Here is a 25,586-nt window from a genome sequence, read left to right as displayed (position 1 = left end):
ATTATTGTATAACCTATTGTTGTAAGCTATTTTTATTGTTTATGCATGATATGATTAAGAAGTTTTTTTCGTCTTTCCTTCTCATTAAAAGCTTTTATGATTACATCAGGAACTGTTTGGGTTTCATCATTAGCACTTCCATCAGGATTTAATCCCATTTCTCCGGTAAATCTAATAACAATACCACTATTGGGAAGCGTTAATAGTAATGGATCTGTTCCAACTCCATCTCCACTTGTTTTTTCTCCTGCAACTGTAGCAAAATTTGTTGCCTTACAAAAATATGCTAAAGCTTCTGAACTAGAAAATACTTTATCATCTACCAAAAGATAAATTTTACCCGAATATTTTCTTTTGTCAGAAACTGGGTCTATTGTTATACGTTCTCTTCTAAATAAATAACTACCATCTTTTAATTCTTTTGGCATATTGGGTAATCCAATTTCTTCATAAGCGATAGTATTTTCAAAATAGTTTGGTTTAAATTTTTTTAACCTATCACAATTCTTAAAACCATAGACTATAGGGTAGGTAATGGTATCATCAATTAAATAGGGAATCATATTTTGTATCCAATATTCTGTACTACCACCATCATTACCTTGTATATCTATTATTAGGTTTTTATAATGATATGCTTTGTTAAAAAAATGCTTTAATGTATCAGCATCTTTGTCTACATAATCATAGCTAAATGATTTTACATGGATAATTGCGGTTGATAATGAATCTATAAAATCGATTTCAATATTTTGAGGTGCTTCTGTATCTATGTTGGTTTCGTTAGCATTGTTCTTATTAGCATTATTATTACGTTCTGGAAAGAAAAGTTCGCGATTAATTTTTTTCCAATATGCAGAACGAATAACATCTGATTTTTCCAATTCTTTTACATAAACTGAATATATAGAATCTTGAGCCATTCCTTGTTTATATGCATCATAAAAATAGTTATAAATTATTGTTGGGTAAGCATCTGTATGACCGTTGTTTAAATCATTAAAGACTTCATTAAGAACTTTAAAAAACTCTTTGTTATTCTTTGTCTCCTTTATTTGTTGGCTATACTTACTTTTATTTGAAAGCCAATCGATATTATGTACTCTTTTATTGATTCCAAAATAAGGGTAAGAAGCCTGAAGTTCGTTATATAAATAGTTAAAATCGTCTAATTTTTCAGATTGAGATAGTTGTTTAAACGGTGTTTGTCCTAATAACGTAACACTAATTAACAGGTTTAAAATAAGAAGTATATATTTTTTTTTACGTGACATTTTTTAATTTTTTTATTGAGAAAAATAGTTATCGTACTTCAAAATTAGATGTGAAAAAAGATAGATTAAAATAATTGTGATAAGCTTAGGTGTATACGTGATGTGGTTTATTAAAAATGTGATGAACCTTGTTGGTCACAAAAAAAGAAGTGCAACTAAAGTAATCCTTACCTTTACACTTGATGAAAATGGTAGAAAAAATACTAAAAAAGCGATGGTATTATCACTCTTTAATTTGGGTACTCGCTATACTAGTGATTCTTGCTTTTTGGTCTTCAGAAAATACTGACATAACAGAAAAGGTTTTGGATACAATTACCATTATTATTCCTTCTATTATCCTAACGTATCTTTTGTTCTTTTTTCAAGATTATTTTTTTCCTAAAAAACAGTATATCTATTTTGGTATTGTTGCCATTATAATTACTGCAATTATAGGATACTGTGCTGCATATTTTTGCACTTATTTATATGGTGAAGGAGCCGAAGTAGATATTAGACAATGGATCCAAAATATGTTTATCATTTCTTTTATTGTTGTGGTGTCTCGAATAGCAAAGAGAGGTATTATAAGTCAATTAGAACTCCAAAAACTTCAGGTAGACAAACTGAAAATGGAAATTCACGTATTGAAAGCTCAGCTCAACCCTCATTTTTTGTTTAATACTATCAATAACATTTGCGGTGTTAACCAGGTCGATTCAGAGAAAAGTACTGAAATGCTAATTAACTTAGCTGAATTACTTAGATATCATTTAGAATTTTCAACTGTTCAGAGAATTCCGGTTCGTAAAGAAATTCAACTTATAGAAGCTTTCATAGAATTGGAAAAGATGAGATTACGAGATAATTGTTCGGTAAAGTTTGAGCGACCTACAACAGATATTAAAACTTCTATAGCGCCGCTTCTTCTTTTGCCTTTTGTTGAAAATGCATTTAAACACGGAACACATACTTCACTTCCTAGTTTTATAAATATTAAGCTGTCTTATGACAAATTTAGGCTAGAGTTAATTATAGAAAATAGTCTGTTTAAAAATCAAAAAGTTTCTAAAAATAATATCGGACAAAAAAATACCATAAAGCGTTTACAACTCATTTATCCAGACAGACATCAACTAATTATCGAAGAAAAGAATGAAACTTATCGCGTTTATTTAATTATTAAGTTATGAATGCTACCTATACTATACTTATTATCGATGATGAGCCTTATGCTCATCATTTATTAGAAAGTTATTGTAATAAACTAGATTACGTAAAAATAGTAGGAAACTGCTATAATGGTTTAGAAGCACTTAACGAAATTAATAAGCAACCGGTAGATATTATTCTTTTGGATATACAAATGCCAGAAATCTCTGGAATTGAGCTATTAGATACTCTTCAAAAAGAGGATATAAAAGTGATAATGGTTACGGCTTATTCTGACTACGCTATAGAAACGTACAATTATGATTTGGTGGTAGATTATTTATTGAAGCCTATAAAATTTGTTCGTTTTGTTAAAGCTTTAGAACGGGCAAAAAAAATGATTACGTTAGAGAAAAAAGAAACTTCTCAAAATTTTGAAACTAATACTGCTAATACTAATCCGACCTATTTTTGTATAAAAGAGGGGAAGACTATTCATAAGATTACTTATGAATCTTTACTGTATATTCAATCTTATGGTAATTATTTAAAACTATTCCTTACCGACGGAGAAATAAAAATTATTAGAAATACGATCTCTAAAATTGATAAAGAATTGTCCTTGTTTGAATTTTGCCGAATTCATAAAAGCTACCTGGTAAATTTAAAACACGTTAATAAAATAGATGCTAATAGAATACAAATAGGGGATATTACGCTACCATTGGGAAGTAATTATTCTCATTATTTTAAGGAAAGGTTTATTAAGAAATAAGCCTGAAGGATAATCAAATTTATCGTGACCGCAGTTAACTCTTCTAATCTAAATATTTTTTTAGTAAGTTCTGAGACAGTCTGGCGGTTTTGTGTATGATTTCATTATGGAAAAATGGGTAAAATTTTTAGGATCAAGAAGGAAAGATAACAAAAACACAAGGAATTTATGACGTAATGAATTATTCACATGGTTGTGCTTAGCATTTTATTTACTGTGTATTTTTAAAGTTGTCTTCAAAATATTTTATCCACTTCCCGTTAATTAATTGTTCTCCATACTCTCGAAAGCCTCCCTCTGGAGTTTTACTGAAAATAAATCTGTTTTTTTCATTGCTTTGTACAATGAGTTGTCCATCTTTATACTCTGCAGGATATCTATTTACCCCTTTTTTAGAAAAAGGGTAGTAATAATATTTTTTATCTTTTTCATCATAATAAATTATGGTATGAAGTTGTAGGAACTCAGTATTCAATTCAATGACTAAAATACTCTTATCTAGGTCATAAGTAATTTTTTGATGGGCTGATCCTTGCTTCGAAACAATTCCATTTTCATAAACTTTTGTTGTACCGATCCATTCTCCAATCATAAAGTTTAATTGCTCCATTTTTTCTTGCTTTAAGTTTTGACCAAAAGCAGAATTAAATAGAAGAAGAAAAACTACGTAATAATAGTGTTGAGGAAATTTTTGATATTTCATATTTCGTTATCTAATATTAAATACAACAATTAAATAGAGGATATACCTTATATCTCTCTCTCATGTATGTTTATTTACAAATCTAGAGTATTTCTATAATATTATACTCTAAAAGAGTTTGTATATATCTAATATCTGTTTACTATCGATTGATTGACCATACCCATAAAAAAAGGATGGCTTTTTAAGCACATCCTTTATCCAATACTTTAAGATTTAAAATATTGTTAATATAAAATACATTGTCCCCATGTGTTACATCTACCTGGTTCACAAAAACTTCCTCCAGGATAACTAATTCGACATTTGTTACGTCCACAACACGATATGCTCGCCATAGCTCCTTTAATATTACGTTGTTGTTGTTTGGATAGTTTTTGAACTCCAGTTAATTCCAAAATGTTTTTCATTGTATGAAAGTTTTAAAAGTTAATAATTCAGATTTTCTCCATTAAAAATATTGGATCATGTAGTGAAATACAACACCATATTCTTGAGATTTATAAATTTCAACTTATAAAAAACTGTTTTAAAAGAGTAATAATAGGAGATTCACTACCATCTTTTAGGGATGATACCCAATACTGTTTTGGTTATGCCCAAATACAGTTTCCATTGGATTGACAATATCCATAATCGCAAAATTCTGCTCCATTAGGAAGACGGAAACAACATCTTTTTGGTCCGCCACAATATACTCTGCGACCCCAGGAACCTTTGATGTCTTGTTGCTCTTTTTTGGATAATTTTTGAACTCCAGTTAAATTTAAGATATTCTTCATTTTGTAAAATATTTAAAAAAGTTAATAATTCAATTTTGAGTACAATGATGCTGCTTTACCAGAACCAATTGGTAATGATCAAAAAAATGACAAACCTAAAAGTTTGTCTTTACGTATGGTTTTGAATTTTCTTAGAAAAAGATACAACGCCCCCAACGGTCACAGCGACCAGGTTCACAAAAACTTTGATTTCCAAAGCTAATGAGACATCCTCTTCCACTAGGGCAGCAAGTTGCACGCCCCCATGCTCCTTTAATATTTTGTTGTTGTTGTTTAGATAGTTTTTGAACACCGGTTAATTCCAAAATGTTTTTCATTGTGTGAAAGTTTTAAAAGTTAATAATTCAGATTTTCTCCATTAAAAATATTGGATCATGTAGTAAAATACAACTCCATATTCTTGATATTTATAAATTTCAACTTATAAATTGGGTTATTTTTAATAGAATAACATAGAGATTCGCTATTATCTTTTAATACTTTCACACAGTGTTATTTTGGTTATGCCCACATACAACTTCCGTTAGATCGGCAATATCCATAATCACAAAAACTTGTTCCAGGAATACGACATTTTCTAGGTCCGCAGCAGGTGGCACGTCCCCATGTTCCTTTAATTTGCTGTTGTTGTTCTTTACTTAATTTTTGAACACCAGTTAATTCTAAAATAGTTTTCATTGTATATATATTTAAGTTAGTATTTAAATATACTTTAAAATAGTGTGAGTCAGTTTTTTAAAACGTTAAATAACATTGTTTTTAATTAAAAATGTAGTACAAAAAAAGGCAAACCAGAAAGTTTGCCTTTTGTATGGTTTTGAATTTTCTTAGAAAAAGATACAACGCCCCCAACGGTCACAACGACCAGGCTCACAAAAACTTTGATTTCCAAAGCTAATAAGGCATCCTCTTCCACTAGGGCAGCAAGTTGCACGCCCCCATGCTCCTTTAATATTTTGTTGCTGGTCTTTACTTAACTTCTGAACTCCTGTAACATTCAAGATTTTTTTCATCGTGTATTATATTTAAGTTATGGTTTAAATTTAATTTAAAATATTGTAAGTCAGTTACATAAAAACCGCTAAAAAAGTAAGGTATTGGTCTTGTTTATAACTTTGGATTAAGTCACTCAGAGAATAAAATTTTATAACAGAAAATGCTAAGAGTATTGACTATTAGTAATATTATGAGCAAAAATCATGTTTATGATTTTGTATTTTTTTACAGAAATTTGTTGTAAATGACACTCTTGTTTTTTGTAAGAAATAACTTATTAACAATCGTTAGGGATAGTAATTGATTGAATTGTAGTGATTTGAATATATGTTTTTGTGTAAATAGTGGATTGTCAACATACTAGGTAACTATTTGATAACGTTTTACTATAGTAAGTTTAACAAAATAATTTTAGATTCGAGATCGCATAATTATGCTTAATAAACTAACTTATAACATCATGAAAAAAATAATACTCTTACTTCTGTTTATACCTGTTATAGGGTATAGCCAGATACCATCATATTACAATGATGTGAACCTAAGCTTATCAGGAACTGCTTTAAAAAATGAATTAAGTGATAAGGTGACAAATACACATACCACATTTCTTAGTTATACACCAGGGGTGTGGGATGCATTAAAGCAGACCGATTTAGAACCTTCTGATCCTTCAAAAGTTGTTTTAGTATATGGATATAGTGATACTGATGGAAATTCGAGTACAGACAGAACACGAGGAGTAAATAATAATGGGGGAGGATCTACCGATTGGAACAGGGAGCACGTATATCCAAAATCATTAGGTAACCCAAATCTGGGAACACAAGGGCCAGGAGCAGATGCACATCACTTACGACCTGCAGATGTACAGCGCAATTCATCAAGAGGAAATAGAAAGTTTGCAGATGGATCTGGTAATTCTGGACCTACTTCTCAAGGACATTGGTATCCTGGTGATGAATGGAAAGGAGATGTAGCACGTATGATGATGTATATGTATATACGGTATAATAATCGTTGTTTGCCAAAGAATGTTGGAGTAGGGGCAGCAGCAACTGGTGATAGCAATATGCTACAATTATTTTTAGAATGGAATGCAGAGGATCCTGTTTCGCCATTAGAATTACAACGTAATCCAATTCTTGAAAATATACAAGGTAACAGAAACCCATTTATAGATAATCCTGCATTTGCTACTCAGATTTGGGGAGGACCCCAAGCCGAAGATAGGTTTGGAGATACAGGAGGTAATGATACGGAGGCACCCAGTATTCCTGCTAATCTCGTAGCAACAAATACAACTCAGACATCTACAGTATTATCATGGAGTGCATCAACAGATAATGTTGGTGTAACAGGATATGATGTATATAGAAATGGAGCATTTTTAAGTTCTTCATCAACAAACAGTTATAGCGTTTCGGGATTAACCGCTAACACTACGTATTCATTTTCTGTAAAAGCGAAAGATGCAGCAGGTAATATATCTGCAGCTAGTACTGCGATTAATGTTACCACTCAAGATACTTCAACTGGTGGTGATGCTACGGCATTGTTTTTTTCGGAGTATATAGAAGGATCTTCGAATAATAAGGCTTTAGAAATAGCAAATTATACAGGCGCATCGGTTAACCTTTCAGGATATACAATCAAAAGACAAACTAATGGCTCCGGATCCTGGTCGGGAGGATTAAACCTTTCTGGTGTTTTGGCTACTAATGATGTTTATGTAGCTGCAAATAGTTCGGCTTCGAATACTATAAAAAATGAAGCAGATCTGGTTTCGGGAGCTTCAGAATTGACTTTTAATGGTAATGACCCCGTAGGCTTATTTAAGGATGGGGTTTTAATAGATGTGATAGGAACTTTTAATGGGGGATCGTCTAACTTTGCTAAGGATGCTACTCTAAGAAGAAAAGCAGATGTATCATCACCATCTGCAACATATAACACATCTGAGTGGGAGTCATATCCCCAAAATACCTTTGATGGCCTGGGAAAGCATACATTCAATGGAGGTGGTAATACCGGTTCAGATACTGAAACTCCTACAACCCCTACCAATGTAACAGTTGCTAATATCACAGAAAATAGCACACAACTTTCCTGGACAGCCTCTACCGATAATATTGGGGTTACAGGATATACGATTTATCAAGATGGAGCAGTACTAACGACAACTACCGGAGTTTCGTATAATGTATCTGGCTTGGCAGCAGGAACGAACTATTCATTTAAAATATCTGCATTTGATGCAGCAGGAAATGCTTCAGCATCTAGTAATACAGTAACCGTTACTACTCTTGATACTGTAGTTTCCTATTGTGCGTCAAAAGGAAATACTGTAAAGTATGAATATATTGACTATGTGGGAATAGGAGGGATCTCTAACACCACATTAGCTAATGGCGGTTATGGAGATTTTACCGCTCAGGTAGCAAATCTTAACTATGGAGCTAATACTATTGTATTAAGTGTTGGGTTTGCAAGTGCATCTTATACAGAACATTGGGCGGTATGGATTGATTTTAATAAAAACGGAACTTTTGAAGGGACTGAAAAAGTAGTTAGTGCATCTACATCAGAGACAAGCAACCTATCATATAATTTTGATATACCATCTACAGCAGCATTAGGAAATACTCGAATGCGAGTTGCTATGAAATGGAACGGAGTACCAACATCTTGTGAAACTTTTGGATATGGAGAAGTAGAAGATTATACTGTAAATATAGGGTCAACCATGGGAGCTAAAGGAGCATCATCAATAAAAGTTGATAGAAAATTAGAACAGGAAGATAAAGTGTTCTTGGCCAAAGTATACCCTAATCCAGCTACAACTTATATTCAAATTAGCTTGAGAAATAAGCATGACAGTAGTTTTACATTGACAAATATGCAAGGTCGTGTAATAAAATCTGGAGTAGTAAACGATAACAAAATTTCTTTAGAGGGAATAACATCGGGTATTTATTTTATAACAATATCTGATGGCAGTCGAAGTGTTTCAGAAAAAATAATGATTAAATAATTTTTTTGCAAGTGTAATTACTAAAGCCTTACAGTATTGTAGTATTGTGAGGCTTTTTTTATTTAATGATTTATACTATTTTTTATTCTATTGCTTAGTTGTATAGCAAATTCTGGTTCGATGTATAGTTGATGTTTTTTTTCTTTTTCTATAATGGCATTAATACCCATTAGAGCATACCATTCGTTTTTTGGAGAATAGATATCATTCTCTCCAAAATAGAGCTTTATTTTTGTTTTGGGTTTATTTGTTTCATATCGTAACCTTGTTGATGAAACCGCGTATAGTGATACTATATTCTGGTTTTTTATAGCCGATTTCCAACCAATGACCCCACCAACACTAAACGCAAGGATATGTATTTTTCCTTTTTCTAGGGTAAGCAAGTTTTGTACTGCCCGATCAATTCCTCCGTTAGTAAATTGTTTATGAAGATTTTCTTCGGTGTATATTGATGTATCTAATGCTCCTAATTCACAGCAGTCATAATATTGTAACACAAAATGATCTTGAAGCTCTTTGATATAATAAGCAACCCAATCTGATTTTTTCTTTCCCCATAGGTCAGACAAAATGATTAGTTTTGGTTTCATTGGTTGTTTTGTTTTCTGCTTACTTTTTTAAAGAGTCCAAAATTTCTTTAATTGACTTTATAATAATATTGGGTTTTTCTAAATGAATATAATGCCCTGAATTTATAGAAATCTGTTTGCTTACTGTTGAATAATTCAAAAAATCTTTTTGTAATTTAATAGAGTATTCTACTAATTTTTCCCTTGAGGATAATTCTCCTTTAGAGAACGTATCATCACTTATCCAGGAATAGTCTATAGGAGCACTAAGTATGATAAGCGGAATATTCCCAAAAGTATACATATTTTTATGATTAGACATTTCGCGAAGTTCTTCAAATAAATATGGATAAGCAGTTGTTATGTCTTTTGGCCTAAATTGTGGTCTGTTGTATGCTTCTTGAAGTATTACGGCTTCTGAAGGAGAAAAATACTTTTTAAATTCAGTTACTTTCTTTGCTCGTTCTACTTTTTCCAAATGTTGCTTTTTGTCTATTTTCCCTGTTTGAATTTTTGGTACTTCTATATCTCTAGCTGTAGTATGCCCTGCTCTAAACCTTAATACTCCTTCTTCATCAGGGAATCTAAAAACTTCATCAGGGTGTGTAGCATCCACAAATACAACTCCAGCTACTTCATTCTTAAATTGCTTTACAAAAGATTGCGCAATTAAGCCTCCTAATGAATGTGCAACTAAAATATATGGACCTTCTATTTCTTCTGTTTTTAATAGCTTATGAAAATCATACGCTTGTTGTCTACGTGTTTTATCATGATGCCCCCAATCGCTCCACCCTCTACCAAGTTCGTCTATCGCAACTGTTTTGGTATATTTACTTACTTCATTAAGTATTGGACTCCATAGTTGAGCTACATCATTTGCTCCATGTATAAAAAGAACAGTGTAATCCCCTTTTCCTTTAGAGATATAGTGTAAATTATATCCACCAATGTCTACTATTTTACCAGGAGGAGTACTCTTTGGTTTCTGATTTACAAAAGAGAAGGTAAATATGGATAACATCAAAACACCTAATAATAGAGTAATAGTCTTTAGTATTTTCATAATAGAATGATTATAATTTTGCCAATTGATTATATAGGATCTTTTTAAAGTTTGAAGTTAATTATTGTAGTTCATTCATTAATTTTTTAGGATAACCTGTAAATATACCATTTACTCCGAGCTCTTTCATTTCATTTAGCTCCATTTCATTATCTACAGTTTCTACAATTTCTCCTTCATACATCCAGGCCCAAAGTGTTTTGTTTCGTTTTTTAACATGCTTAACCACTCTTTTTGTTAAAACATTCACTTTACCAGCTTTTTTAGGAAGCATTAATATATCTGATGTAATAGGAAAGAGCTTATCTAAATAAAGGAAACTACTATAAATCATTTTTTTTGCTTCTTTGGTAGGTACACCATACCTCCATTTGGGCCGTTTCTTTTTGAAAGAAGAAATTACTTCATCATATCGACTAACTATAATTATCTGATTAGCCATAGCATATTTTTTAATTAATGTAATCAGTCGAGTAACTGCCAAGAGGTTGTTTGTATGAAGATCTAATAATAGTTTGGCTTTTGGAAATTTTTGAAATACCTCTTCTACAGTCGGAATTCGTATTGGGTTCTCACGATATATAAATTCATTTTCAACATTAAAATTATACCCTGCATTTAGTTGTTGTATTTCTTTTAAGGTAAGTAGGTGAATTTTGTTATTTACCCCAGTGATTCGTTTTGTTTGATAATCATGAAATAGCACTAATTTTTGATCTTTAGTAATCTGAATATCCATTTCTACCCACCAATCTGGATTTATTGATTGACAATGGCGTATTCCTTCAATTGTATTTTCAGGATTTTCACCTCTTCCACAACCGTAACATACTATTTCCATACCTAATACTAATTATTTTGCACTATACTATCGGTAAAAGGACTTTGTTTTTAAGGTGTAGTTACAAAAAAGCGAATCATCAAATAAATTATATATTTTTTGACTATTTATATAATAATAAAAATACCTGCTATTTTGTATTAGAATGCTCTATAGGCTGATTAATAGTCAATGTTATTAGGCCAAGAGCTATGTAAATAGAACCTGTAATGTTTTTTTGTCTTTTGAGGTATTTTTTTGAGTTAGTAAACCATTTTGATATTTTTACAGAAAGTAAAACATATAAGGTGTCGCTCAATATTGCAAAAACAGTAAATAAAATACCAAGAAATAATATTTGACTGGCATTACCTCCTTTATCAATATTTATGAATTGCGGTAAAAAAGAAAAAAAGAATATTGCTGTCTTAGGATTAAAAGTATTCACTATAATACCTTCATAAAAAATTTTGTCTAATCGCTTGTCTTTATTTGTAATTACTGGTTGCTTACTAGGTATTTTTTCTAATAATTTCTTGATACCTAGATAAATAAGATAGATGGCTCCTAGATACTTTACAATCGAAAATGCAGTAGAAGATGTTAGCAATATAGAAGAAATCCCTATTGCAGCGGCAGCAACATGAATCATGCTTCCAATACCTATTCCTAAAACTGAAACGATACCTGCCTTATATCCCTGTTCGACACTTTTGGCCATAATATAAAGAACAGACGGGCCGGGTATAAGAATTAATATAGAGGCAGCTGCCAAGAAAAATACAATATTTTCAAAATCTGGTAGTATCATAGTAGTAGCGTAGTGTATTATGTCTAATTATTTCAATGAAATTCATTATTCTTGAAGTACTAATCTAAAACCAAAAACAGGAAGTTCTCCTTGCATAAAGTCTAAATCTTCTGATCTTTTAAACCCCATGTTTTCATACATTTTCCATGCTACCTGCATAGCTTTTGTAGAATGAATTATCATTTGATTTTGTTTTTCATTTTTTGCAATCTGTATACAAGCATTTGTTAAACGTTTGCCTAGACCTTTACCTCTGGTAGCTGGATCGACTGCCAGTAACCTAAATCCAGAAGCATGTTTTTCTGTCGTGGCCGTACCGCCAGAACCATAATATTTCATGTCACCAAAATAAACAACACCGCCTCCTATTTTTTTATTTGAAGAAATAGCAACCAACAACTTCGTTTTAGGGTTCTCTGTTAAACTTCCGATATTAGCCAACATTTTATAATAGTTGGGTTGTTCCTTTTTAGAAGGAAAACCTTCTAACTGTGAATATACATCAACCATTAGTTCTCCAACTTTTGCAAACTCATCTGGAGCAGCTTCTTTTATAATATATTCTTCATTACTCATAATTAATGCTAAAATTTTATAGTAGAGTATTAAATTAATTTAGGTAACCCAAAGGCTTTAAAAGACCTAAAAACTTAGTATTACAAGAGATAAAAATATGACTATATGAGTAAAAAAATCGTTTAAATCTCTTCTTAACCAAAATTTAACTCCTTGCTTTTCCTGTAAATACATTAACTTTTGGATCTATTGGATTGCCGGTTGTCCTCCTAAACGATACTATTTGTCCTGTGTGGTAGAGCGCATCAGATATTGGACCATTGATCATATGCCAGAAAGGAAATTCTCCTTTATACCCATCACTTTGTATAACGACCATATAGTTATCTATATCGTCTTTTGTGTTTTTTGCATATAATTCGCTTGCCTTCTTTAGATTGTACAGCGTTTTTTTTCTTAAGATATCAAAATTTAGAGGAGATAGATCGTTTGGAGTAAGTCTGATACTAGGTAAATTTTGCGCAGTATTAGTAATCATTATTGAAAGCCAATATATATGTTCTATGGTTTCATATGTATTAAACCCTTCGGCGGATGGCTTATATTTTAGATCGGTATCTGTAAGATTATCTGTAGCCCAATAATAACGATATCCAAGACCATCTATAAGTCTAGAAATTATGTTACCTGATGAATAATTTTCTGGGTATTCTGGTATCTGTTGATATGGCATTTTTAAGAAGTCTTTATTTGTTTTTTAACTACTTTGTTTAGAAATTTCAAAGGTATTATAATACAGTGCTTATTTTAGATTATAAATTAGCTAAACATGATAGTATTGTATTTATTACACATTAAGAAATGTAATTCCATATATTCTTATGTTTGGCGAGTTGCTGATAGGTGTACAGTAATACTTTATTTTTCTCTAAGGATAAAGAAGGGTCTTCATTTAGGATTTTCATAGCATAATGCCTTGCTGTTTTTAAGATATCATTATCTCTTACGATATCTGCTATTTTAAGATTAAGCACACCACTTTGTTGGGTGCCCATAATATCTCCAGGACCTCGTAATTTTAGATCTACCTCGGCAATATCAAAACCATCATTGGTGCGTACCATAGTTTCTAATCGGGTCTTACTGTCTGCAGATAATTTGAAGCTGGTCATAAGAATGCAAAAACTTTGTTCTGCTCCACGACCTACACGTCCTCGTAACTGATGCAATTGTGATAACCCAAAACGCTCTGCACTCTCTATAATCATTACACTGGCATTTGGTACATTAACGCCAACTTCAATTACAGTAGTAGCAACCATAATTTGGGTTTCCCCTTTTACAAAGCGTTCCATTTCATAATCTTTATCAGCAGGTTTCATTTTACCATGAACAATAGAAATTTGATACTCGGGAGGGGGAAAAGAGCGAGCTATACTTTCATACCCATCCATAAGATCTTTATAATCCATAGCTTCTGATTCCTGTATCAATGGATAAACAATATAAATTTGTCTTCCTTTTTGTATTTCTTCAGAAATGAATTTAAATACTTTTAATCGGTTACTATCGTATCGATGTACCGTTTTAATAGCTTTACGACCTGGCGGAAGTTCATCAATTACCGAAATATCCAGATCACCATATAAACTCATCGCTAATGTCCTGGGAATCGGAGTTGCTGTCATTACCAGAATATGAGGTGGATAAGTGTTTTTATGCCATAACTTAGCACGTTGTGCTACTCCAAATCGATGTTGCTCATCAATAATAGCTAACCCCAGATTTTTAAACTGCACTTTATCTTCTAATACAGCATGAGTACCAATTAGGATATGTAATGACCCTTCTTCTAGTTCTTCGTGGATTTTTCGTCGTTCTTTGGCTGTAGAACTACCCATTAATAATTTTACATTAATATCAAGATCTTTGGTAAGTGCAGTAATCCCCTGATAATGTTGATTTGCCAGGATTGCCGTTGGAGCCATTAAACAAGCTTGAAATCCATTATCAATAGCCAATAACATGGTCATCAATCCCACAATTGTTTTTCCCGATCCTACATCTCCTTGCAAAAGACGATTCATTTGAGCACTACTTCCAATATCATTTCTAATTTCTTTGATCACCCGTTTTTGTGCATTGGTAAGATCAAAAGGAAGGTGGTCTTTATAGAAATTATTAAAATGCTTACCCACTTCAGTAAATGGAAACCCTTTTATTTTTTGTTTTCGAATTAGTTTTTTAGTGATCAGCTGTAGCTGAATATAAAATAGCTCTTCAAATTTAAGCCGATATTGCGCTTTGGATAATAATTCCTGGCTTTTAGGAAAATGAATATTAAAAACAGCTTCACTTTTTGAAATAAGTTTAAGATCCTCAAGAATTTCCTGAGACAATGTATCATAGAAACGTACTTTGGTCTCTACAAACAATTGTTGCATCATTTTACTCATCACGCGGTTGGTGATACCTTTATTAGAGAGCTTTTCGGTAGAAGGATATATGGGTTGCATTACCGTTCTTAGATTTTTTTGATGCTCTGTCAATAGCTCCATATCGGGGTGTGGCATACTAAAACCATTATAGTATTTGGTTTTTCCAAAAATGACATAAGGAGTATTGATTTTTAAATTTTCACGAATCCACTTATGTCCTCTAAACCAAACTAACTCTATAGAACCTGTATCATCTACAAATTTAGCAACTAATCGCTTTCCTTTTTTTTGCTCTACAGTTTTAATATTAACAATCTTGCCTATAATTTGTACCTCTGCCGAATTGCGTTGCAATTGGTTGATTTTATAGTATTGTGTTTTATCAAGATATCGATTCGGGAAAAAGTTAACCAAATCCTGGTATGTATGAATCCCCAGTTCTGACCGAAGTAAGGTAGCACGGGATGGGCCAACACCTTTTAGATAATCTATGGGAGTTTGTAAAATATTAGGATTCATCATAGCGAATATACTATATTATAGAAATATTGTCAATCTAAAATTTGTAACATAAACAGACTAATTTCGTTATTTTGGCAGAACATTTGATTTACGTGTAGTATGAAATTTATTTTAAGCTTTTTAATACTTGTTTTTTCTTCGATCGGTAATGCTCAAGAAGTAGCTTCTGTGCAACCCCATAATTCTAAAAAGGAACAAGCTGATGTTGATTTTAAAAATGGTAAAGTCGATGTGACTGTAGATGCTAAATCAAAAAAAATAAAAGGAAAAGTAACATATACTTTTAAAATAATAAAGTCTGTGAAATCTGTTTTTGTAGATGCTCAGCATATGATAATCACCAAAGTGTCTTTAGATGATAAAAATGTAGATTTTAAGTATGATGATAAGAAGATTATCATTAATTCTAACTTTAAAAGAGAAAACGAGTATCAACTAGTGATTTACTATGAAGCTAAACCTAAAAAGGCACTTTATTTTGTTAAAGATTATGAAGGTAATGATCAGGTATGGACACAAGGGCAAGGAAAATATACCTCTAATTGGCTTCCCAGTTTTGATGATATGAATGAGAAGCTTGAATATGATCTTACGATTAATTTTAATAAGGGTTATGAAGTTATTGCCAATGGAAAACTTACTAAAACAGAGTCGGTAAATGATTCTATCCAAAGTTGGCAGTATGATATGCAACGTCCCATGAGTAGCTATTTGGTTGCTTTTGCCATCGGAAAATATGATAAAGTAGTAGAAACTTCGGCAAATGGAACTCCTTTAGAAATGTATTATCATCCCAAGGATAAGCATAAATTCGAGACAACCTATAAGCATAGTAAACAGATCTTTGATTTTTTAGAAAAAGAGATTGGGTTTTCGTTTCCCTGGCAAAATTATAAGCAAATTCCTGTTAAAGATTTTTTATATGCAGGTATGGAAAATACAGGAACAACTATTTTTTCTGATGCCTTTATGGTTGATGAAACCGCATTTATTGATCAAAACTATATTAATGTCAATGCGCATGAGTTGGCACATCAATGGTTTGGAGATTTGATAACTGAAACCGAAGGAACACATCATTGGCTTCAAGAAGGGTTTGCAACATATTATGCATTATTAGCAGAAAAAGAAATTTTTGGAGATGATTATTTTCAATACAAATTGTATGAAAGCGCAGAACAACTCACCGAGCTATCCAAAACAAAGAATGCAACATCATTATTAAATCCCAAAGCAAGCTCTCTAACATTTTATCAAAGAGGAGCTTGGGCTATTCATGCATTAAGAAATTTGATTGGCAATACTAGTTTTAAAATTACAATTCATAATTATCTCGAAAAGCATAAATTTCAAAATGTTACAACCAATGATTTTATAGCGATAGCTTCGGCTGTGAGTGGTAAAGATTTGAAAGCATTTAGGCAATTATGGTTAGAGAATATAAAATTCCCTTCGCAAGAAGCATTAGATATACTTGCAAAATCAGATTTCATTAAAAACTACCTTGGCCTGGCGCAAGAACGTACTCAACCTATGGCAGGAAAATGGGGGACTTTGGCTAAGGCATTAGATTTCCCTACAAATGATTACATTGGTCAGGAAGCTGTATATCAATTAGAAGGGCAAAACTCTCCAGAGGTTATAGCCTTGTATGATAAAGCTTTTGAGACAAATAACATTTTTGTACGTCAGGCGATTGCCAATACATTAAATACAGTACCTAAGGATTTACAAGAACAATATGAATCTTTGCTAAAAGATGCCTCGTATGCTACCATAGAACCGGCACTTTATCATTTATGGACTAGTTTTCCAGAAAAAAGAAAAGAGTATCTGGATCTTACCAAAGAAATTGTAGGCTTTAATACTAAAAATGTTAGAATGTTATGGTTAGTTTTAGCATTAAACACAAAGGATTACCGTACCAGCGAACATCAAAAATTTTATCTGGAGCTATCGGGTTACACCTCGTCAAAATTTGGATTCAGTACTCGTGAGAATGCGTTTACTTATTTAGAAAGTTTACAAGCTTTTTCTGATCGTTCCTTAATAGATCTAGTAGATGGAGCTACGCATCATAATTGGCGTTTTAGGAACTCTTGTAGAAAAATTCTGGATAAAATACTAAAGGACGAAAAATATAAAAAGAAATACGTAGTTTTATTGGATAGTTTGCCGAAGAACCAACAGGATTTTTTGGAAAAAAAATTAACCCCATAACATAAAACATGCGTGCATTAGTAATTTCTGGTGGTGGTAGTAAAGGAGCTTTTGCAGGTGGTGTCGCACAGTATTTAATTCAGGATTTGGGTAGAAAATATGACCTGTTTATTGGTACTTCTACCGGAAGCCTTTTGGTATCACATCTGGCATTATCAAAAATCGAAGAGATCAAAACGTTTTATACTTCAGTAAACCAATCTTCAATATTTAAAAGCTGCCCGTTTACTATTAAAAAGAAAAGAGGATACACAAGTATCAATATCAATCATTTTAATGTATTGTATAATTTGATTAAAGGGAAAAAATCATTTGGTGATAGTAGAAATCTTAGAAATTTGGTAGAGAATGCTATTTCTGAATCGTATTTTGAAGAACTAAAAACAGGAGAAAAAGATATAATCATTACGGTAACCAATCTTTCTGCTAATGAAGTAGAATATAAATCAATAAAAGAATGTACGTATCAGGATTTTTTAGATTGGATATGGATATCTTGCAATTACCCGCCTTTTATGAGTTTGGTGAGAAAAAATCATTGTGATTATGTTGATGGTGGTTTGGGATCGATGGTTCCTATTGAAGAGGCAATAAAACGTGGAGCAACAGAGCTTGATGTTATTATACTCGAAACAGAAATTAATTATTTAAATAGAATGCCTACCAAAAACCCCTTTACTTTAATTACAAGTATGGTTGATTTTATGATGGATAGAATAGAACATCAAAACATTCGAATTGGTAAATTTAAGGCAATAGAACACGATGTAGCAATGGATCTGTATTATACTCCTACTGTGCTGACTACGAACTCATTAATTTTTGATAAAGAAAAGATGACACAATGGTGGACAAAAGGTTATAAATTTGCAAAGAAAAAGAACATTTCGAACCCATTATAATATGCGAGCATTAGTAATATCAGGAGGAGGAAGTAAAGGAGCTTATGCCGGTGGTGTAGCGCAATATTTAATTCAGGAGGAAGGTAAGAAATATGACCTGTTTCTCGGGACTTCTACCGGAAGCCTTTTAATTTCACAATTGGCTTTGGGTAATATCGAGAAAATGTATGATATCTATACCAATGTTAACCAACATACAATCTTTAATGTAAATCCTTTTGTAGTTAGAAAAAAAGGAAATAGAGAGTTTGTATCAATTAACTTTTTTTCATCTCTATGGCAATTTATTAAAAGAAAGCGAACATTCGGAGAAAGTAAAAACTTAAGGCGAGCTATCCGCAGAAACTTTTCTGAAGAAGAATTTAAGCTGGCACGTACAAAAGTTGATGATGTTGTAGTTACCGTTTCTAACCTCACTAAAAATAGTACAGAATATAAATCTATTAATGATTTTTCTTATGAAGATTTCTGTGATTGGGTTTGGATATCCTGTAACTATGTTCCTTTTATGAGTTTGGTTACCAAAGATGGTTGTGAATATGCAGATGGAGGTTTTGGTTGTATGGTGCCTATTCGAGAAGCAATACGAAGAGGGGCAACAGAGGTTGATGCTATTATTTTGGAGTCAGAAAATATGGAACATAATAAAGTACTGGGTAAAAATCCGTTTTCACTTATGGTAAACCTATTTAGCTATATGTTGGACCAGGTTGAAGGACATGATACTGTATTAGGTAAGTTAGCAGCGATTAATAAAGAAGTTCCTTTAAATCTATACTATACACCATCTAAACTTACAGAGAACTCATTGATTTTTAATAAAAAATTAATGAGTAGTTGGTGGAGACAAGGTTATGAATACGCAGCTCAGAAAGCAAAAACTGCAGAAGAAAATAAACTTAAAAATATAGATCTTGCAGGATAATCCTTTTGAAATAGATTCTTAAATAAGACAAATTTTTAAAACAAATCGCCAATTTCTTCTTTGATAATTGCAATTGCAGTCTCACTGGGAGCACCTTTTTCTATAAGTTCTGTAAGAATTACTTCTCTCATTTTAATGGCTGAATCTACTTCTTCTTTTAATGCAGTTTTTCGAATTAAAGCAATAGTTGCATTTTTAGAAGCCTTAAGTGTATTCCAACATTCATCAGAAACATAGATTTGTTGGGTAAGATTATGTTCAAATTCCTGATCAATCGTATGAGTCAATAAAGATTCATAGTCTTTTTTTTCTTCTGTAATAGGAGCAATTCTTGTTAATAGATTACCAGGAGAGATTCTTTCTAAAAATAAAACCATACGTTCATATGCTTGAAGTCTAAGTGGTAACGATTGCTTTTGATGTTCTCTATGCAAAAGAAATCTACGACGTTTTTCTTCATTACGAGTATGAAGACTAAAAAAATAGAATGAAATAACACCCACAATCACTGCAGGAATAATATTAAAAAGAAGATCAACTATTTTGGATTCCATATGTTGTTATTAAATATAAGTGTAGATTACTATCTCTAGACAAATAAATCAAACTTTTTTGATTTATCTATCTAGATTTACAATAAATTTATTTTTTCCATAAAATTTACACTTTACTTCCTAAAAACAAATATGTAGTAAGGCAATTTTTTCACTGAAAATAGGGATGTGTATGCTAAAGATAAACTCTAAGTTCGTTCGGTAAGAAAGAATACAAAAAATTTTCGTATATCAATGTCTTTTTAGAAAAAAATAAAGCTTTCATGACTCTTTTGTTAGGTTTGTTTTTTTGTTTACATTTAAATTCTTAGAAAATAGAGACTTGTTGCACTCTTTACTAATGGGAGAATAACATAAATATTAATTATTAATCTGTTCTTATGAAGGAAACTTTAAGTTTTGACGAGACCCTTATGTCATCTTTAGACACTAAGATTACGGTTTCAAAATGGGATGACACCAAGGAAGCATATGATCAAAAACGATACAAAGATGTTGTTTTAAACTTGTTTGATTATCTGGATCTAGATATTAGAAAAAAATATGGCAATGCAGATGAAACCTATTTTAAGATACCTCATGGCTCTATAATTGTAGAAATTAGTATTACAGATACACATTTTAATGTTAAAGCACCTTTTCTAAAAGTAGGTGAAAATCAAAAAATACCACTATATAGAAAAATTGCTGAGGTTAATTTTTCTCCCCTTAATTTATCGCAAATCAAGCTAGATAGTGATCAGCTTAATTTTTTATATAGCACTCCTTTACACCTTTGTGAGCCTTTAAAAATATATTATGTTTTAAAAGAGATATGCCATAATGCAGATAACTTTGATGATGAATTTATTAGTTTGTTTGATGTAGAACAATTACATGATCCGCATATTGAGAATTATAGCCAGGAAGTTTTGGATACGATTTGGGAAAAAATCAATTCTTATTTAAAAGAAGCAGATCAATATATAGAATACTTTGATCAGACCAGGGTAGGATACTATAATTGGGATATTATTAATATCACATTAAAACGTATAGATTATCTCATGGCTCCTCATGGTAAGTTGAGAACAGATATCGAAAATCAAGTAAATGATTTGTATTCTCAGGATGATATGCAAAATCGAATTCAGAGAGGGAAAAAGTTTTTGGATACATTGAAAAATAAAAATAAGGAAGAACTTTTAGCAGATTTCTATATCTCAGAATCATTCGTACCGACAAAGATGCGAAGTGAATTAGAACATATAAAACAAAGCTGGGAGCGACCTTATGAAAATGCAAAAAAGGAAATTCAGAATAAACAATATACAGCAGCGACATTAACACTACTTGTTGCTTTTTATGATTTTTATTACTATAACAACATCCCAGAAGATATAAATTTAAAAATGGTGAATTCTCTTAAAAATGCAGCCGGTAAAGAGTGGGAGGCATCAGCAACATCACTGTTTAATGGGATGGATAGTATTCTAAATGGTAAAGCAGTACAAACTTCGACTCCTAAGAAAGGATTCTTTTCTAAGTTATTTGGTTAGATTATAAATGAAAAAAATTATGAGCAATTTAGATTCTTTAAAAGAAGCAACATTTAAAATACTTACCTCAAGAGGTACAGGGAGTGGCTTTTATATAAAAAGTAAAAATATTATTCTTACTAACCACCATGTTATTAGCGGTTGTAAAGAGGTCGCTGTAGAAGATGATCATCATAATAGAATGCTGGCAAAAGTTATTATGACAAATCCAGATATTGATATTGCAATACTCAAAGTAGAAGGGGAGTTGAATATAGATCATGGTTTTTCTGTAGATAATTCTTTAGAACTTGCCAGACAAGAAAAAGTATTTGCTCTTGGGTATCCATTTGGAATGCCATTTACTATAACAGAAGGTATTGTTTCGAACCCCGAGCAACATATGAATGGGAGATATTTTGTGCAAACAGATGCAGCTATAAATCCAGGAAATAGTGGAGGTCCTTTAGTGACACAAGATGGAAGATTGGCAGGTATTAATTCTTCAAAATTCAATAATGCAGATAATATGGGATTTGCGATTCCGATTTCTGAAATTGAGCAGGCTATCGAAAGTATTGAAAATAACCCTGAATTTAAGTTTTCTCTACAGTGCTCATCTTGTTCTGGTCTCACATATGTCGCACAAGATTACTGTAATAATTGTGGGGCAACATTATCTAAGGATGTATTTGATGAATTAGAACTCAATGAGTTTTCAAACTTTATTGAAGATTCTTTGAAACAATTAGATATTAATCCTGTTTTAACAAGAACGGGTCAGGAGTTTTGGGAATTTCACCAAGGAAGTTCTCAAATTAGGATTTTTGTAATGAATAGAGAGTATCTCTATCTAACATCTCCCTTAAATAATTTACCTAAGCAAAATCTCGAAAAGTTATATGAATATTTGATTTCTAGTGACCAGGGACAATTTTCATTAGGAGTATATAAGAATACTATTTTTATATCGTATAGAATTAGTATCACTGATATATTTCAGGATGAAGCCACCAAAAATGATATTAAACTAAAAATAAAAGAACTAGCATTAAAAGCCGATGATCTTGATGATTTCTTTGTAGAGGAATATGGCTGTACTATGAGCACATATGCTAAAAAAGTAAGTTAATCATTTAAGGTTGTTTTCTGGTTTGTATTAGTTTAGATGATAAGAGAACCCTATTTTTGGTTAAAACCACCAAGATATGTACATTCTTTTAAATCTTTTACACAGGTATATTCAACAGGAGTCTTTACATATTTAAACGAATCTTCTAATGTTTTGGTGAGTTCACCATCATCAACATTAAGATCCACATCTTGCATTGTAAACTGACAAGGATGCTCATATCCAGCAGCATGAGTGATCTCTGTAAATTCTTTTCTAAATGTTTTAAAATACTGTGCCAAACGATCAGATTTTAATGGGATATCAATTCCTTTCTGTAACCATTTGCTCTGAGTAGCTATTCCGCTGGGACATCGATTAGTATGACATATTTGTGCCTGGATACAACCAATACTCATCATAGCTTCACGAGCAACATTGATGCAATCGACACCCATGGCAAAGGCCATTGCTGCTTTTGCAGGAAAACCTAGTTTGCCACTACCAATAAAAACTACTCGATCTGTAAGATTATGTTTTTGAAAAATTTTATAAATCGCTGTAAATCCATATACCCAGGGAAGAGATACATGATCAGCAAAGCTTGGTGGTGCAGCTCCAGTACCACCTTCACCGCCATCAATAGTAATAAAATCCGGACCTCTATTGGTTTTTACCATTAGTTCTGCAAGAAGTTCCCACTGTTCTGTTTTACCAATTGCAGCTTTAATTCCTACAGGAAGTCCCGTCTCTTTGGCAATATCCTCAATAAATTGTAATAGTTCTGGGACATCAGAAAAAGCTTTGTGTGCAGAAGGAGATAATACATCTTTACCTACTTCTACACCTCTTATTTTTGCAATTTCTGGAGTAATCTTAGCACCAGGTAGTACACCTCCTTTTCCTGGTTTTGCTCCCTGTGATAATTTGATCTCAATAGCCCGAATAAAAGGATTTCGGGTCACCAGATCTTTTATTTTTTTCATCGAAAAATTACCATTCTCATCGCGTACTCCAAAATATCCTGTTCCAAAATGAAAAATAACATCACCTCCATTACTATGATAAGGAGAAAGCCCACCTTCTCCTGTATTATGATAGGCATTTCCTTTTTGTACCCCTATATTTAGAGACTCTATAGCTCGTGCAGAAAGGGATCCGAAACTCATGGCAGAAACATTAATAACAGACCCAGGTCGATAAGGCTTTTCTCGTTGGTTGTATAAACCCATCACCTTTGCGCAAGGAAGAAAAGATTTATCTTTTCTATTGGGATGATCCTTATCCATCTTATAAGGGATCATACAGTTTTTTACAAAAATATGCTGGTGCAAATAAATATCCCTATCTGTACCAAAACCTTCATAATTGTTTTCATTTTTAGAAGAAGCATATACCCAACCTCTTTCAATTCTATTAAATGGAAGTTCTTCTCTATTATTAGCAACAAAATACTGTCTTATCTCTGGACCTATACTTTCTAACAAATACCTTAGATGACCTATAACAGGGAAATTATGGCTTACTGTATGTTTTCTATTAAAAAATACATCGCGAATTGCAACTAATACAAACGCAATAATGATCCACATCCACCAGGATATTGAACCTAAAAAATTAAATACACTTTCCATTTTATCTATTGTGCATTAAGATAATCAATAGTTAATTGTGACATTACTTTAACTCCTAATAGTAACCCGCTTTCGTCTATAAAAAAATCAGGTGTATGATGAGAAGCTGCTTTATTGGTTCCAGGTGTTTTTCCTCCTAAAAAGAAATAAAATCCTGGTACTACTTCCTGAAAATATGAAAAATCTTCTCCTCCTGTAGTAGCCTTTGATAGGATAACGTTTTCTTTACCAGCAATACCTTCAATAGTTGGTAACATCTTTTTTACAAGTTCGGGATCATTGTATGTTATAGAAGTATTATTTTGAAACTTAATAATAGCTTCGCCACCATATGCTTTGGCAATAGCAGGCACCATTTCATTCATACGACGAATAATAAGGGCTCTCATTTTTGGGTCTAAAGTTCGTACAGTACCGATCATTTCAGCACTTTCAGGAATAATATTAAATCGTACACCACTAGTAATTTTACCTACCGTGATTACTGCAGCTTCATTTACCAGAGGAGATTCTCTACTTATAATAGTTTGTAAACCATCAACAATTTTCGCCGAAATCAGGATAGGATCTACTCCTGTCCAAGGAGCCGAACCATGTGTTTGTTTTCCTTTTACATTGATAACAAATCGTTCTACTGCAGCCATGGTTCCTCCTGGTTTGTAACGAATTTTTCCAACTTCTGTTCCTGAATTGATATGCAAACCAAAAATTGCATCTACATCTGGGTTTTTTAAAACTCCCTCTTTGATCATTAATTTGGCACCACCTTCTTCTCCCGGTGGTGGTCCTTCTTCTGCCGGTTGAAATATAAATTTAACCGTACCATTTATTTTATCTTTATGTTTTGTTAGGATTTCTGCTACTCCCATTAATATAGAAGTATGGGTATCATGACCACAAGCATGACTAACGCCAACTTCGGTGTCCAGAAAAGTAGTCTTTACAACAGATTTAAAAGGTATATCTACTCGTTCGGTTACTGGTAATGCATCAATATCTGCTCTTAGTGCTACAGTTTTGCCTTCTTTTTCTCCTTTAAGAAGAGCTACTACACCAGTTTTAGCAACATTTTCGGTTACTTCTAAACCAAGACTTTTTAGGTGTTTTGCAATTTTCTTGGCAGTTTCAAATTCTCGATTAGAAAGCTCTGGGTTTTGATGGAAATCTCGTCTCCACTCAATTACTTTGGATTCTATTTTTTCTGCAGAAGTATTAATATCTGGATCAATTTGTTGTGCTTGTATGGAACAAAAGATCATTAAAAAAATAAATAAAAAAGA

The 25,586-nt window shown here is 32.2% G+C and carries 25 protein-coding genes; 8 read left to right on the top strand and 17 right to left on the bottom strand.

Annotated features, from left to right (window positions below; translation table 11 throughout):
• Positions 1-32 precede the first annotated feature (32 nt).
• Positions 33-1,274 carry a S41 family peptidase gene (locus DK441_RS01050; RefSeq protein ID WP_109097093.1) on the bottom strand — a complete coding sequence of 414 codons (1,242 nt, stop codon included), beginning with the start codon at positions 1,272-1,274 and terminating at the stop codon, positions 33-35.
• A 188-nt stretch (positions 1,275-1,462) separates the two neighbouring features.
• On the opposite strand from DK441_RS01050, the gene DK441_RS01045 reads away from it, so the two are divergent.
• Positions 1,463-2,449, top strand: a complete 987-nt coding sequence (locus tag DK441_RS01045) for a sensor histidine kinase (protein ID WP_160111905.1) — start codon at positions 1,463-1,465, stop codon at positions 2,447-2,449.
• Positions 2,446-3,183 carry a LytTR family DNA-binding domain-containing protein gene (locus DK441_RS01040; RefSeq protein WP_109097091.1) on the top strand — a complete coding sequence of 246 codons (738 nt, stop codon included), beginning with the start codon at positions 2,446-2,448 and terminating at the stop codon, positions 3,181-3,183. Before DK441_RS01045 ends, DK441_RS01040 begins: the two co-directional genes overlap by 4 nt.
• Before the next feature lie 211 nt (positions 3,184-3,394).
• Here the strand turns inward: DK441_RS01040 and DK441_RS01035 are convergent, their stop codons facing one another.
• From DK441_RS01035 to DK441_RS01015, 6 genes are all read right to left on the bottom strand, one after another.
• Positions 3,395-3,886: a hypothetical protein gene (locus tag DK441_RS01035; RefSeq protein WP_074409931.1), complete on the bottom strand. Its 492-nt coding sequence runs from the start codon at positions 3,884-3,886 to the stop codon at positions 3,395-3,397.
• Between the two features lie 227 nt (positions 3,887-4,113).
• Positions 4,114-4,296, bottom strand: a complete 183-nt coding sequence (locus DK441_RS01030) for a hypothetical protein (RefSeq protein WP_109097090.1) — start codon at positions 4,294-4,296, stop codon at positions 4,114-4,116.
• A 183-nt stretch (positions 4,297-4,479) separates the two neighbouring features.
• The gene (locus DK441_RS01025) at positions 4,480-4,668 is read right to left on the bottom strand and encodes a hypothetical protein (protein ID WP_074409930.1); all 189 of its coding nucleotides are present in this window, start codon (positions 4,666-4,668) and stop codon (positions 4,480-4,482) included.
• Between the two features lie 131 nt (positions 4,669-4,799).
• Positions 4,800-4,985: a hypothetical protein gene (locus DK441_RS01020; protein WP_024769611.1), complete on the bottom strand. Its 186-nt coding sequence runs from the start codon at positions 4,983-4,985 to the stop codon at positions 4,800-4,802.
• Between the two features lie 184 nt (positions 4,986-5,169).
• A complete protein-coding gene (locus DK441_RS26355; RefSeq protein ID WP_160111903.1) occupies positions 5,170-5,346 on the bottom strand; it encodes a hypothetical protein in 177 nt (58 codons plus the stop codon).
• A 149-nt stretch (positions 5,347-5,495) separates the two neighbouring features.
• Positions 5,496-5,681: a hypothetical protein gene (locus DK441_RS01015; RefSeq protein ID WP_025667826.1), complete on the bottom strand. Its 186-nt coding sequence runs from the start codon at positions 5,679-5,681 to the stop codon at positions 5,496-5,498.
• A gap of 443 nt (positions 5,682-6,124) precedes the next feature.
• Between DK441_RS01015 and DK441_RS01010 the strand changes: the two genes are divergently transcribed.
• Positions 6,125-8,698: an endonuclease gene (locus DK441_RS01010; protein ID WP_235015686.1), complete on the top strand. Its 2,574-nt coding sequence runs from the start codon at positions 6,125-6,127 to the stop codon at positions 8,696-8,698.
• A gap of 62 nt (positions 8,699-8,760) precedes the next feature.
• Here DK441_RS01010 and DK441_RS01005 read toward each other — a convergent pair whose 3' ends face one another.
• From DK441_RS01005 to recG, 7 genes are all read right to left on the bottom strand, one after another.
• Positions 8,761-9,291 carry an alpha/beta hydrolase gene (locus DK441_RS01005; protein WP_109097088.1) on the bottom strand — a complete coding sequence of 177 codons (531 nt, stop codon included), beginning with the start codon at positions 9,289-9,291 and terminating at the stop codon, positions 8,761-8,763.
• Between the two features lie 19 nt (positions 9,292-9,310).
• Entirely contained in the window at positions 9,311-10,336 is a 1,026-nt protein-coding gene (locus DK441_RS01000) for an alpha/beta hydrolase (RefSeq protein WP_109097087.1), read from the bottom strand.
• Between the two features lie 61 nt (positions 10,337-10,397).
• Positions 10,398-11,177 carry a glycerophosphodiester phosphodiesterase family protein gene (locus tag DK441_RS00995; RefSeq protein WP_109097086.1) on the bottom strand — a complete coding sequence of 260 codons (780 nt, stop codon included), beginning with the start codon at positions 11,175-11,177 and terminating at the stop codon, positions 10,398-10,400.
• A 130-nt stretch (positions 11,178-11,307) separates the two neighbouring features.
• Positions 11,308-11,967 (bottom strand): LysE family translocator, encoded by a 660-nt coding sequence (locus DK441_RS00990; protein WP_109097085.1) that lies wholly within the window; start codon positions 11,965-11,967, stop codon positions 11,308-11,310.
• 45 nt (positions 11,968-12,012) lie between these two features.
• Positions 12,013-12,543, bottom strand: coding sequence for a GNAT family N-acetyltransferase (locus DK441_RS00985; protein WP_109097084.1), 531 nt, complete (start codon positions 12,541-12,543; stop codon positions 12,013-12,015).
• Between the two features lie 145 nt (positions 12,544-12,688).
• Positions 12,689-13,216 (bottom strand): hypothetical protein, encoded by a 528-nt coding sequence (locus DK441_RS00980; protein WP_109097083.1) that lies wholly within the window; start codon positions 13,214-13,216, stop codon positions 12,689-12,691.
• Positions 13,217-13,337: 121 nt separating this feature from the next.
• The gene (recG, locus tag DK441_RS00975) at positions 13,338-15,440 is read right to left on the bottom strand and encodes an ATP-dependent DNA helicase RecG (RefSeq protein WP_109097142.1); all 2,103 of its coding nucleotides are present in this window, start codon (positions 15,438-15,440) and stop codon (positions 13,338-13,340) included.
• 102 nt (positions 15,441-15,542) lie between these two features.
• Here recG and DK441_RS00970 point away from each other — a divergent pair, with 102 nt between their 5' ends.
• The 3 genes from DK441_RS00970 to DK441_RS00960 are packed head-to-tail and all read left to right on the top strand — an operon-like array spanning position 15,543 to position 19,490.
• Complete coding sequence (locus tag DK441_RS00970; RefSeq protein WP_109097082.1) at positions 15,543-17,663, top strand: M1 family metallopeptidase; 2,121 nt, start codon at positions 15,543-15,545, stop codon at positions 17,661-17,663.
• 8 nt (positions 17,664-17,671) lie between these two features.
• Positions 17,672-18,565: a patatin family protein gene (locus tag DK441_RS00965; protein ID WP_109097081.1), complete on the top strand. Its 894-nt coding sequence runs from the start codon at positions 17,672-17,674 to the stop codon at positions 18,563-18,565.
• A 1-nt stretch (position 18,566) separates the two neighbouring features.
• Positions 18,567-19,490, top strand: coding sequence for a patatin family protein (locus DK441_RS00960; protein ID WP_109097080.1), 924 nt, complete (start codon positions 18,567-18,569; stop codon positions 19,488-19,490).
• A 35-nt stretch (positions 19,491-19,525) separates the two neighbouring features.
• Here the strand turns inward: DK441_RS00960 and DK441_RS00955 are convergent, their stop codons facing one another.
• On the bottom strand, positions 19,526-20,044 hold the full coding sequence (locus DK441_RS00955; protein WP_109097079.1) for a hypothetical protein: 519 nt from the start codon (positions 20,042-20,044) through the stop codon (positions 19,526-19,528).
• A gap of 380 nt (positions 20,045-20,424) precedes the next feature.
• On the opposite strand from DK441_RS00955, the gene DK441_RS00950 reads away from it, so the two are divergent.
• A complete protein-coding gene (locus DK441_RS00950) occupies positions 20,425-21,582 on the top strand; it encodes a hypothetical protein (RefSeq protein ID WP_160111901.1) in 1,158 nt (385 codons plus the stop codon).
• Positions 21,583-21,601: 19 nt separating this feature from the next.
• Positions 21,602-22,693, top strand: a complete 1,092-nt coding sequence (locus DK441_RS00945) for a trypsin-like peptidase domain-containing protein (protein WP_160111900.1) — start codon at positions 21,602-21,604, stop codon at positions 22,691-22,693.
• Between the two features lie 50 nt (positions 22,694-22,743).
• On the opposite strand, the gene DK441_RS00940 is transcribed toward DK441_RS00945, so the two are convergent.
• Both DK441_RS00940 and DK441_RS00935 read right to left on the bottom strand, forming a co-directional pair.
• Positions 22,744-24,306 (bottom strand): FMN-binding glutamate synthase family protein, encoded by a 1,563-nt coding sequence (locus DK441_RS00940; protein ID WP_109097076.1) that lies wholly within the window; start codon positions 24,304-24,306, stop codon positions 22,744-22,746.
• Between the two features lie 5 nt (positions 24,307-24,311).
• Positions 24,312-25,565: an amidohydrolase gene (locus DK441_RS00935; protein ID WP_370444295.1), complete on the bottom strand. Its 1,254-nt coding sequence runs from the start codon at positions 25,563-25,565 to the stop codon at positions 24,312-24,314.
• Between the last annotated feature and the right edge of the window lie 21 nt (positions 25,566-25,586).

The organism is Aquimarina sp. AU58 (assembly GCF_900312745.1).
Taxonomy (GTDB): Bacteria; Bacteroidota; Bacteroidia; order Flavobacteriales; family Flavobacteriaceae; genus Aquimarina; species Aquimarina spinulae.
Note: the sequence above shows the minus strand (reverse complement) of the source record. Positions and strands in the feature narration are given on the sequence as shown.

Coding starts and splice junctions, on each gene's coding strand:
- DK441_RS01050 (WP_109097093.1), bottom strand. CDS start 1,274: ATGTCACGTAAAAAAAAATATATACTTCTTATTTTAAACCTGTTAATT.
- DK441_RS01045 (WP_160111905.1), top strand. CDS start 1,463: ATGGTAGAAAAAATACTAAAAAAGCGATGGTATTATCACTCTTTAATT.
- DK441_RS01040 (WP_109097091.1), top strand. CDS start 2,446: ATGAATGCTACCTATACTATACTTATTATCGATGATGAGCCTTATGCT.
- DK441_RS01035 (WP_074409931.1), bottom strand. CDS start 3,886: ATGAAATATCAAAAATTTCCTCAACACTATTATTACGTAGTTTTTCTT.
- DK441_RS01030 (WP_109097090.1), bottom strand. CDS start 4,296: ATGAAAAACATTTTGGAATTAACTGGAGTTCAAAAACTATCCAAACAA.
- DK441_RS01025 (WP_074409930.1), bottom strand. CDS start 4,668: ATGAAGAATATCTTAAATTTAACTGGAGTTCAAAAATTATCCAAAAAA.
- DK441_RS01020 (WP_024769611.1), bottom strand. CDS start 4,985: ATGAAAAACATTTTGGAATTAACCGGTGTTCAAAAACTATCTAAACAA.
- DK441_RS26355 (WP_160111903.1), bottom strand. CDS start 5,346: ATGAAAACTATTTTAGAATTAACTGGTGTTCAAAAATTAAGTAAAGAA.
- DK441_RS01015 (WP_025667826.1), bottom strand. CDS start 5,681: ATGAAAAAAATCTTGAATGTTACAGGAGTTCAGAAGTTAAGTAAAGAC.
- DK441_RS01010 (WP_235015686.1), top strand. CDS start 6,125: ATGAAAAAAATAATACTCTTACTTCTGTTTATACCTGTTATAGGGTAT.
- DK441_RS01005 (WP_109097088.1), bottom strand. CDS start 9,291: ATGAAACCAAAACTAATCATTTTGTCTGACCTATGGGGAAAGAAAAAA.
- DK441_RS01000 (WP_109097087.1), bottom strand. CDS start 10,336: ATGAAAATACTAAAGACTATTACTCTATTATTAGGTGTTTTGATGTTA.
- DK441_RS00995 (WP_109097086.1), bottom strand. CDS start 11,177: ATGGAAATAGTATGTTACGGTTGTGGAAGAGGTGAAAATCCTGAAAAT.
- DK441_RS00990 (WP_109097085.1), bottom strand. CDS start 11,967: ATGATACTACCAGATTTTGAAAATATTGTATTTTTCTTGGCAGCTGCC.
- DK441_RS00985 (WP_109097084.1), bottom strand. CDS start 12,543: ATGAGTAATGAAGAATATATTATAAAAGAAGCTGCTCCAGATGAGTTT.
- DK441_RS00980 (WP_109097083.1), bottom strand. CDS start 13,216: ATGCCATATCAACAGATACCAGAATACCCAGAAAATTATTCATCAGGT.
- recG (WP_109097142.1), bottom strand. CDS start 15,440: ATGAATCCTAATATTTTACAAACTCCCATAGATTATCTAAAAGGTGTT.
- DK441_RS00970 (WP_109097082.1), top strand. CDS start 15,543: ATGAAATTTATTTTAAGCTTTTTAATACTTGTTTTTTCTTCGATCGGT.
- DK441_RS00965 (WP_109097081.1), top strand. CDS start 17,672: ATGCGTGCATTAGTAATTTCTGGTGGTGGTAGTAAAGGAGCTTTTGCA.
- DK441_RS00960 (WP_109097080.1), top strand. CDS start 18,567: ATGCGAGCATTAGTAATATCAGGAGGAGGAAGTAAAGGAGCTTATGCC.
- DK441_RS00955 (WP_109097079.1), bottom strand. CDS start 20,044: ATGGAATCCAAAATAGTTGATCTTCTTTTTAATATTATTCCTGCAGTG.
- DK441_RS00950 (WP_160111901.1), top strand. CDS start 20,425: ATGAAGGAAACTTTAAGTTTTGACGAGACCCTTATGTCATCTTTAGAC.
- DK441_RS00945 (WP_160111900.1), top strand. CDS start 21,602: ATGAGCAATTTAGATTCTTTAAAAGAAGCAACATTTAAAATACTTACC.
- DK441_RS00940 (WP_109097076.1), bottom strand. CDS start 24,306: ATGGAAAGTGTATTTAATTTTTTAGGTTCAATATCCTGGTGGATGTGG.
- DK441_RS00935 (WP_370444295.1), bottom strand. CDS start 25,565: ATGATCTTTTGTTCCATACAAGCACAACAAATTGATCCAGATATTAAT.